Source organism: Vogesella urethralis (genome assembly GCF_007644045.2).
Taxonomy (GTDB): Bacteria; Pseudomonadota; Gammaproteobacteria; order Burkholderiales; family Chromobacteriaceae; genus Vogesella; species Vogesella urethralis.
Window position 1 is genome coordinate 73,249 of the sequence record NZ_VMDW02000058.1, and the last position, 7,713, is coordinate 80,961.

The 7,713-nt window shown below is 60.7% G+C and carries 9 protein-coding genes and 1 tRNA gene; all 10 read left to right on the forward strand.

What is annotated here, in order from left to right:
* Window positions 1–5: 5 nt before the first annotated feature.
* The 10 genes from ispE to FLQ03_RS04700 all read left to right on the forward strand — a co-directional run bounded on the left by ispE (window position 6) and on the right by FLQ03_RS04700 (window position 7,658).
* Complete coding sequence (gene ispE, locus FLQ03_RS04655; RefSeq protein WP_144373322.1) at window positions 6–860, forward strand: 4-(cytidine 5'-diphospho)-2-C-methyl-D-erythritol kinase; 855 nt, start codon at window positions 6–8, stop codon at window positions 858–860.
* A 9-nt stretch (window positions 861–869) separates the two neighbouring features.
* Window positions 870–946 (forward strand) — tRNA-Gln (locus FLQ03_RS04660).
* An 85-nt stretch (window positions 947–1,031) separates the two neighbouring features.
* Window positions 1,032–2,015 carry a ribose-phosphate pyrophosphokinase gene (locus FLQ03_RS04665; protein WP_144373323.1) on the forward strand — a complete coding sequence of 328 codons (984 nt, stop codon included), beginning with the start codon at window positions 1,032–1,034 and terminating at the stop codon, window positions 2,013–2,015.
* A gap of 69 nt (window positions 2,016–2,084) precedes the next feature.
* The gene (gene rplY / locus FLQ03_RS04670; protein WP_144373324.1) at window positions 2,085–2,372 is read left to right on the forward strand and encodes a 50S ribosomal protein L25; all 288 of its coding nucleotides are present in this window, start codon (window positions 2,085–2,087) and stop codon (window positions 2,370–2,372) included.
* A gap of 86 nt (window positions 2,373–2,458) precedes the next feature.
* Complete coding sequence (pth, locus tag FLQ03_RS04675) at window positions 2,459–3,040, forward strand: aminoacyl-tRNA hydrolase (RefSeq protein WP_144373325.1); 582 nt, start codon at window positions 2,459–2,461, stop codon at window positions 3,038–3,040.
* A 112-nt stretch (window positions 3,041–3,152) separates the two neighbouring features.
* A complete protein-coding gene (gene ychF / locus FLQ03_RS04680) occupies window positions 3,153–4,244 on the forward strand; it encodes a redox-regulated ATPase YchF (RefSeq protein ID WP_144373326.1) in 1,092 nt (363 codons plus the stop codon).
* Window positions 4,245–4,397: 153 nt separating this feature from the next.
* The gene (locus FLQ03_RS04685; protein WP_144373327.1) at window positions 4,398–5,177 is read left to right on the forward strand and encodes a transporter substrate-binding domain-containing protein; all 780 of its coding nucleotides are present in this window, start codon (window positions 4,398–4,400) and stop codon (window positions 5,175–5,177) included.
* Window positions 5,178–5,240: 63 nt separating this feature from the next.
* Window positions 5,241–5,900 carry an amino acid ABC transporter permease gene (locus FLQ03_RS04690; RefSeq protein WP_144373328.1) on the forward strand — a complete coding sequence of 220 codons (660 nt, stop codon included), beginning with the start codon at window positions 5,241–5,243 and terminating at the stop codon, window positions 5,898–5,900.
* A 31-nt stretch (window positions 5,901–5,931) separates the two neighbouring features.
* On the forward strand, window positions 5,932–7,077 hold the full coding sequence (locus FLQ03_RS04695; RefSeq protein WP_144373329.1) for a cystathionine gamma-synthase: 1,146 nt from the start codon (window positions 5,932–5,934) through the stop codon (window positions 7,075–7,077).
* 80 nt (window positions 7,078–7,157) lie between these two features.
* The gene (locus FLQ03_RS04700) at window positions 7,158–7,658 is read left to right on the forward strand and encodes a substrate-binding periplasmic protein (protein WP_170252309.1); all 501 of its coding nucleotides are present in this window, start codon (window positions 7,158–7,160) and stop codon (window positions 7,656–7,658) included.
* The last annotated feature ends 55 nt before the right edge of the window (window positions 7,659–7,713 follow it).

The following is a 7,713-nucleotide window of genomic DNA, read 5'->3' on the forward strand; positions in this document are numbered from 1 at the left end:
ACATCATGCAAGCACCGATCTTCCACACCTTCCCGGCTCCGGCCAAACTGAACCTGACTCTGTTGATCACCGGCAAGCGCGACGACGGCTACCATTTATTGGATACCGACTTCCGCTTTATCGATCTGTGCGACAGCATCGATATCGCTGTGCGCGACGATGGCGTCATCGAACTGCTGAACCCGATGCCGGACGTGCCGGCCGACAACGATCTCACCGTGCGCGCCGCCCGCTTGCTGCAGCAAGCAACTGGGTGTACGCAAGGCGCCACGCTGCGTGTGCACAAGCGCATTCCGATGGGTGGCGGCCTGGGCGGCGGCTCGTCCGATGCGGCCACCGTGCTGCTGGCGCTGAACCAGTTATGGGGTTGCGGGCTGGACCGTCAGGCGCTGATGCAGCTGGGGGTAAAGCTGGGTGCCGACGTGCCGGTATTCATCTTCGGCCAGAACGCCCGCGCTACCGGTATCGGTGAGGGGCTGACGCCGCTGACGCTGCCGGAAGCGTGGTATGTGGTATGCAAGCCACCTGTTCACGTGGCGACCGGGCCGGTATTCCAAGAATTTTCACAAAAGTTGTTGACAGGGGAGGTTCGCTTCTCCATAATGCGAAGCCTGTCTGGCGCGACGCAGAAACAAAACGATCTGCAAGCGGTAGTCACAGAAAAATATCCAGCGGTAAAACAGGTTCTGAATCGTTTGAGTGAATACGGTTCGCCGCTGATGACAGGTTCGGGAGCATGCGTGTTTCTGGAGCTGGCAAACGAAGATCAAGCAAATCAGGTATTCCAGTCCTTGTCTGGTGAAATGGCTGTGTATGTTGCTAAGGGGTTAGCGGAGCATCCGGTCTCAGGCGGGGATTAGCAAGGATACTGGGGAGTCGCCAAGTTGGTTAAGGCACCGGATTTTGATTCCGGCATGCGAAGGTTCGAATCCTTCCTCCTCAGCCAAGCTTCCAGAGTGAAGTGAGAAAAAGAGCGTGTAAGATGACTTACACGCTTTTTCTTTATCTACCGATCCTAAGGCATTCCAGTTATGGCGGCATACGATAGTTTGATGGTCTTCACCGGGACAGCGAACCCGGAACTTGCACAAAACGTGGTGAAACACCTCGATATTTCCCTCGGCCGCGCCGATGTGGGCAAGTTCAGTGATGGTGAAGTGGCAGTGGAATTGCTGGAAAACGTACGCGGTCGCGATGTTTTCATCCTGCAACCCACCTGTGCCCCAACCAACGACAACCTGATGGAAATCCTGACCATGGCCGACGCGCTCAAGCGTGCTTCTGCCGGTCGTATTACCGCGGCGATTCCGTACTTCGGCTACGCCCGTCAGGACCGTCGTCCGCGTTCCGCCCGTGTACCCATCACCGCCAAGCTGGTTGCCAACATGCTGACCAGCGCCGGTATCGACCGTGTGCTCACCGTCGACCTGCACGCCGACCAGATCCAGGGTTTCTTCGACATGCCGGTGGACAACGTGTACGCCACCCCGGTACTGCTGAAGGACATCCGTGCCCAGCGCATCGACGACCTGATCGTGGTGAGCCCGGACGTAGGCGGCGTAGTGCGTGCCCGTGCCGTTGCCAAGGCGCTGAATACCGATCTGGCCATCATCGACAAACGTCGTCCGAAGGCTAACGTCGCCGAAGTGATGAACATCATCGGTGAAGTTCAGGGTCGTACCTGCCTGATCATCGACGACATGATCGACACCGCCAATACCCTGTGCAAGGCCGCTTCTGCGCTGAAAGAGCGTGGCGCCGAGCGCGTACTGGCTTACGCTTCCCACGCCGTGTTCTCCGGACAGGCCGTGGATCGCATCAACAATTCGGACATCGACGAAGTGGTGATTACCGACACCATTCCGCTGTCGGCCCAGGCCAAGCAATGCCCGCGCATCCGCGTGGTTTCGATTGGCGGCCTGATCGCGGAAACCCTGCGTCGCATCAACAACGAAGAATCGGTGTCCTACCTCTTCAACGAGGATCTGGTTTCGTCGGGCGCTTGCCTGCCGTAACGTTCAGCCCGCTGGTCGCGGCGGGCTGACAATTTAACTTAAGCTGAAAAGCTCACTGGAGTATCAAACATGGCAATCGAAGTTATCGCCTCCAAGCGTGTACAAGAAGGTACTGGTGCGAGCCGCCGCCTGCGTAACGCTGGTCAAACCCCGGCTGTGGTATACGGCGCTGGTAAAGAAGCCGTATCCATCACCCTGGATCACAACACCATGTACTACGCGCTGAAGAACGAAGCGTTCCACAACGAAGTACTGGATCTGGTTATCGACGGCCAGAAAGAGCAAGTAAAAATCGCTGACTTCCAGATGCACCCGTTCAAGCAACTGGTTCTGCACATCGACTTCGCTCGCGTGTAAAAGATTGCGCCGTGCCGCCTGGCGGTAACGGTACTGGGCTCGTTGCGGTTAAACCTGCAGCGGGCCTTTTTCATGGAATGCAGCAGATGACCGCCATCCGTCTGGTAGTCGGCCTGGGCAACCCCGGTGCCGAATACGAAAAAACCCGTCACAACGCCGGCTTTTGGCTGGTGGACGAGCTGGCCTGGCAGCACAAGGCCCCGCTACGCGCCGAAGGCAAATACAGCGGCGACGTGTCGCGCGCGGTACTGCCCGGCGGCGACCTGTGGCTGCTCAAGCCGATGACCTACATGAACCTGTCCGGCCAGGCCGTGGGGGCGCTGGCGCGCTTCTACAAGATTGCGCCGGAAGAAATCCTGGTGGTGCACGACGAGCTGGACCTGCCCCCCGGCGCGGCCCGCTTCAAGCAGGGCGGCGGCCACGGCGGCCATAACGGTCTGAAAGACATCATCGCCAAGCTGGGCTCGCCCAATTTCTGGCGCCTGCGCATCGGTATCGGCCACCCCGGCGACCGCAACGAAGTGGCCAACTTCGTGCTGAAAAAAGCGCGCGCCGAAGAGCAGCAAGCCATCGATGACGCTATTGCCAAAGCCATGCAGGTGATGCCGCAAGCCATCGCCGGCGACATGGCCGTGGCCATGAAAACGCTGCACACCGCCGCCAAATAAGCAGCAGGGTTGGCCGCAAGCGCCTGATAAGCAAAGAACACGGCACCGGGTGGTACAATCACGCGGTGTATGCCTGCCCAGCGTGGCAGGCCGGATATTTCGAGGAATCACCATGAGTCTGAAATGCGGTATTGTCGGCCTGCCCAACGTTGGCAAGTCCACCCTGTTCAACGCCCTGACCAAGGCCGGCATTGAAGCGGCCAACTACCCGTTCTGCACCATCGAGCCGAACGTGGGCATCGTGGAAGTGCCGGACCCGCGCCTGCAACAGCTGGCCGCCATCATCAACCCGCAGAAAATCCAGCCCGCCATCGTCGAGTTCGTCGACATCGCCGGCCTGGTAGCGGGCGCCTCCAAGGGCGAAGGCCTGGGTAACAAGTTCCTGGCCAACATCCGCGAAACCGACGCCATCGTGAACGTGGTGCGCTGCTTCGACGACGACAACATCGTGCACGTTGCCGGCAAGGTAGACCCGATTTCCGATATCGAAACCATCGGTACCGAACTGGCGCTGGCCGACCTGGCCTCGGTAGAAAAAGCCATCGCCCGCGACGGCAAGAAAGCCAAGTCTGGCGACAAGGACGCGCAAAAGCTGGTAGCGGTACTGGAAAAACTGCTGCCGCACCTGAACGAAGGCAAGCCGCTGCGCAGCTTCAAGCTGGACGACGAAGAAAAAGCCCTGCTGAAGCCGCTGTGCCTGCTGACCATCAAGCCGGCGATGTACGTGGCCAACGTGGCCGAAGACGGCTTCCAGAACAACCCGCACCTGGACAAGCTCACCGCGCTGGCGGCTGCTGAAGGCGCGCCGGTAGTGGCCCTGTGCGCCGCTATCGAAAGCGAAATCGCCGACCTGGACGATGCCGACAAGGCCGAGTTCCTGGCCGAAATGGGCCTGGAAGAGCCGGGTCTGGACCGCCTGATCCGCACCGGCTACAAGCTGCTGGGCCTGCAAACCTACTTCACCGCTGGCGTGAAGGAAGTGCGTGCCTGGACCATCCGCGTTGGCGACACCGCCCCGCAAGCGGCCGGCGTGATCCACACCGACTTCGAGCGCGGCTTCATCCGTGCCCAGACCATCGCCTTTGACGACTTCATCAGCCTGGGTGGCGAAGCCAAGGCCAAGGAAGCCGGCAAGATGCGTGCCGAAGGCAAGGAATACGTGGTGCAGGATGGTGACGTACTGAACTTCCTGTTCAACGTCTAAGCGCCTTCCGATCCAGCCGGCCCTTTGGGGCCGGTTTTTCATTTGCTTAGCGGTTTTTGTTCCAAGCGAAAGCTGGAGTAAAACAGTCGGCTTTGTTATAGTTCTTTTCATTGTATTGATTGCGTAATCAATAGCCATCAGGAATAAACGAACATGAAAAAGACCCTCATCACCCTGTCGCTGCTGGGCTTCGCGGCCAACGTTTATGCCGCCGATCTGCTGGAGACCGTGCAACAGCGCGGCACGCTGAAAATCGCACTGGAAGGCACCTACCCGCCGTTCAACTTCAAGGACAAAGAGCAGAAGCTGACCGGTTTTGAAGTCGAGCTGGCCACCGCGCTGGCGCAAAAGCTGAAAGTGAAGCCGGAGTTCACTACCGGCGAATGGAGCGGTCTGTTGGCCGGCCTGCAAGGCGGCAAGTTCGATGTGGTGCTGAACCAGGTGTCGATTACCGACAAGCGCAAAGAAGTATTCGACTTCTCGCAGCCGTACACCATCTCCAGCGCCCAGCTGATCGTGCGCAAGAACGAAACCCGCGCCTTCAAGGGCCTGGCTGATCTGGCCGGCAAGAAGATGGGCGTGACCCAGGGCAGCAACTACGCCGAGATGGTGAAGGCGCAGGGCGGTATCGAAGCCAAGTTCTACCCGTCTGCCGCCGAAATCTTCCAGGATCTGGCGCAAGGCCGTGTTGATGCTGCCATCAACGACAGCCTGCTGATCCCGTTTGCCCTGAAAGAAGCCAAGCTGCCGCTGAAAGCCGGCGCCCCGGTAGGCGGTACCACCCAGATGGGTATTCCGTTTGCCAAAGGTAACCCCAAGTTCAAGGCGGCCATCGACAATGCGCTGAACGCCCTGCACAAAGACGGTACCTTCAAGAAAATTTCGGTGAAATGGTTCGGTATTGATGTATCGAAAGCACCGGCTGCGCGATAATCCGCCAGCTTGATTGTCACGCCCCTGCCGTGTGCAGGGGCGTTTGTGCTTTGGAGAGTGCAGATGGAATGGTTGACCCTGGCGCAAGACGCGCTGCCGGTGCTGCTGAAAGGCACTGGCCTCACCCTGTTTTTTGCCGTCAGCGCCATGGTGCTGGGCCTGGCGCTGGGCTTTGCCGTGGCGTTGGTGCGCCTAGCCAAGGTACCGCTGCTGGCACCGTTGGCCGCGTTTTACGTCAGCGCCATGCGCGGTACGCCGCTGCTGGTGCAGATCTTCGTTATCTATTACGGTTTGCCGTCGGTGGGCATCGAGTTCGAGCCGGTTACCGCCGGCGTGCTGGCGCTGACGCTGAACGTGGCGGCCTATCTGTCGGAAAGCCTGCGCGGTGCCATCGCCGGCGTCGATAAAGGGCAGTGGGACGCGGCGCAGTCGCTGGGCCTGAGCTGGTGGCAGAGCATGCGCCACATCATCGCGCCGCAAGGCGTGCGGCTGGCGGTGCCCAGCCTGGCCAACAGCCTGATCTCGCTGATCAAGGACACCTCGCTGGTGTCGGTGATTACCGTGTCCGAGCTGATGATGGCCACCAAGGACATGATCGCGCAGACCTTCCAGCCGCTGCCGCTGTACCTGATGGCGGCGGCCATCTACTGGGTGCTTAGCGCCGTGTTCGAGCGTGTGCAGAAACACGTCGAGCAGCACTTTGCCAAAGCCTACCAACGCTAGCGGCCGGGTTGGCCGCAAGGGGAGCCGTACGATGAAATTCGCCACCAAAGCCGTTCACGCCGGGTTTGATTACCACCAGCACAACCGCGCGGTGATGCCGCCGATCTACCAGACCTCCGCCTTCGCGCACGACGCGGTGGGCGAGCAGCTGGACTTTGCCTACGCCCGCACCGGCACGCCGACGCGGGCTGCGCTGGAGGCCAACCTGGCGGCGCTGGAAGACGCCCGCCACGGCCTGGCTTTCGCCAGCGGCATGGCAGCCATCGATGCGGTACTGCGCGCCACGCTGCAGCCGGGCGACGAAGTGATTGCGGTGGCCGACCTGTACGGTGGCGCCTACCGCATCCTCGATAAAGTGATGCAGCCCTTGGGCATCAAGGTGACGTTTGCCGACCTCAGCGATGCGGCCAACCTCAGCGCGGCTATCGGCCCGCAAACCCGGCTGGTATGGCTGGAAACGCCAACCAACCCGCTGCTGAACCTGGTGGATGTGGCGGCGCTGTCGGCCATTGCCCACGCCCACGGCGCCAAGGTGGCGGTGGACAATACCTTTGCCACGCCGTACCTGCAGAACCCGCTGCAGCAGGGCGCCGACATCGTGGTGCACTCGGCCACCAAATACCTGGGCGGCCACTCCGATGTGCTGCTGGGCCTGGTGGCGGTGAACGACGAGGCGCTGTTCAAGGCCATCAAGTTCATCCAGAACGCTGCCGGCGCGGTACCCGGCCCGCAGGACTGTTTCCTTACCCTGCGCGGCATCAAGACGCTGGCACTACGCATGGATCGCCATTGCGATAACGCCGAGCGGGTGGCGGCCTACCTGCAGCAGCACCCGGCGATCGAGAAAGTGTTCTTTCCCGGCCTGCCGGAGCACCCCGGCCACGCGCTGGCCCGCCGCCAGATGCGCCGCTTCGGCGGCATCGTCACCATCTACCTGAAAGATAACTGCCGCGAAGCCGCCAGCCGCGTGGCCAGCCGCCTGCAGCTGTTCATGCTGGCCGAGTCGCTGGGCGGGGTAGAGTCGCTGGTCAACCATAGCTACACCATGTCGCATGGCGGCATGCCGCCGGCACAGAAGGCGGCGCTGGGCATTCGCGAAGGTCAGCTGCGCCTGTCCATCGGTATCGAAGACATCGACGACATTCTGGCCGACCTGGCACAGGCGCTGGCCGACTGAGTTGAAATCAACTGGCAAGAAAATCGGCAGTAATTCAATAATGAACTTCTGTTAGTCAGGGGTTTGTGCCGATGAAATGCATGTGGCGAGTTGTAGGGTGGCTGGCGTTGCTGGTGTTACCTGCCCGCGCCGGCAACCTGCCGGCCATGGTGGTGGTCACCGAAGACGCCCGGCCCTTGCACTACTTGTGGCAAGGCCAGCTGCAGGGCGAGGCGCCGCAGTTTGTGCAGCAACTGATGCGACGGGCAGGCCTGCATTACAGCCAGCAGGTTTACCCGTGGGCCAGGGCCTACATGATGGCGGGCAGCCTGCCCAATGTGCTTATCTATTCGATGGCGCGTACGCCGGAGCGCGAGCCGCAGTTTCACTGGATCGGCAAGCTGCTGACCGTGCAGTACGCGATGTACGCCCTGCAAAGCCGTAGCGACATCCGCGCCCGCAGCGTGGACGAGTTGCGTGCCTACCGCATCGGGGTGACTGCCAGTGATGTTCGCGCCAATTGGCTACGCGATCAGGGCCTGCGCGACGCCAGTGCGGACAGCCGGGCCGGCCTGGACGTGGCGACGTTCACCCCATCTTGAGTAGCACGTAACTTTAGCGTCCAATCCACCATGACAAGGAGTTGGACATGAAGAA